General features: G+C 59.9%; 1 protein-coding gene. It reads right to left on the reverse strand.

The window, feature by feature from the left end; all coding sequences use genetic code 11:
- The coding region (locus HMPREF2736_RS09225; protein WP_210399459.1) for a YPDG domain-containing protein at window positions 1-748 on the reverse strand (748 nt) is incomplete at both ends.

Raw genomic sequence — 748 nt, forward strand, 5'->3', positions numbered from 1 at the left:
CGTAGTCCAGGTTCTGGTTCGGAACCTTCGGGTTGGTGTCGTCGTCAATCTCCTTCTCATCCGGGATGCCATCACCATCATCGTCCGGATCCTCAGTGTCGGGTGTGCCGTCCCCATCGGTGTCCAGCTTGAACTTCGCGGTCGCGTCGTCGGTGGAACCATCCGGGTAGGTCACAACAACCGGAACGTCGAATTCCTCAACGGTATCCTTGTTCAACTTGGACTTGTCCGGGAAGGTCACGGTGATCTCGCCGGTGTTCTCGTCGATAGTGACCACGTAGCCCTCAGGTGCCGTGAAACCATCAGTGATCTTGAACGTCGAGCCCTCAGGAGCGGTCGCGTCCTTGCCATCCTTGCCGGTGAAGAACGGCGAAGACTTCGTCTCCTTACCCGGGACGACCAACTTGTCCTCGTAGGACGGCTCGTAGAGGTCAGCGTCCTTGTCGGTCACCGTGACGGTGACGTCAACGTTGTCCTTCGTGCCGTCCGGGTAGGTCACAACCACCGGAACGGTGATCTTGTCGCCCGGCTTGGCATCCTCCGGAATGGTCACCGTGATCTCACCGGTGTTCTCGTCGATGGTCACGCCATCCGGGGTGTTCTCGCCCGGGGTGAATTTCGTGCCCTCCGGCGGCGTGGTCGGGTTGCCATCCTTGTCCTTGAAGGTCGGCTTGTCCACCTTGACGTCCTCACCAGGCTTACCGGTGACGTCGGTGTACTCCGGCTCGTAGTCCAGGTTCTGGTTCGG

It is taken from the genome of Corynebacterium sp. HMSC036E10, assembly GCF_001836265.1.
GTDB classification, from domain to species: Bacteria; Actinomycetota; Actinomycetes; order Mycobacteriales; family Mycobacteriaceae; genus Corynebacterium; species Corynebacterium coyleae.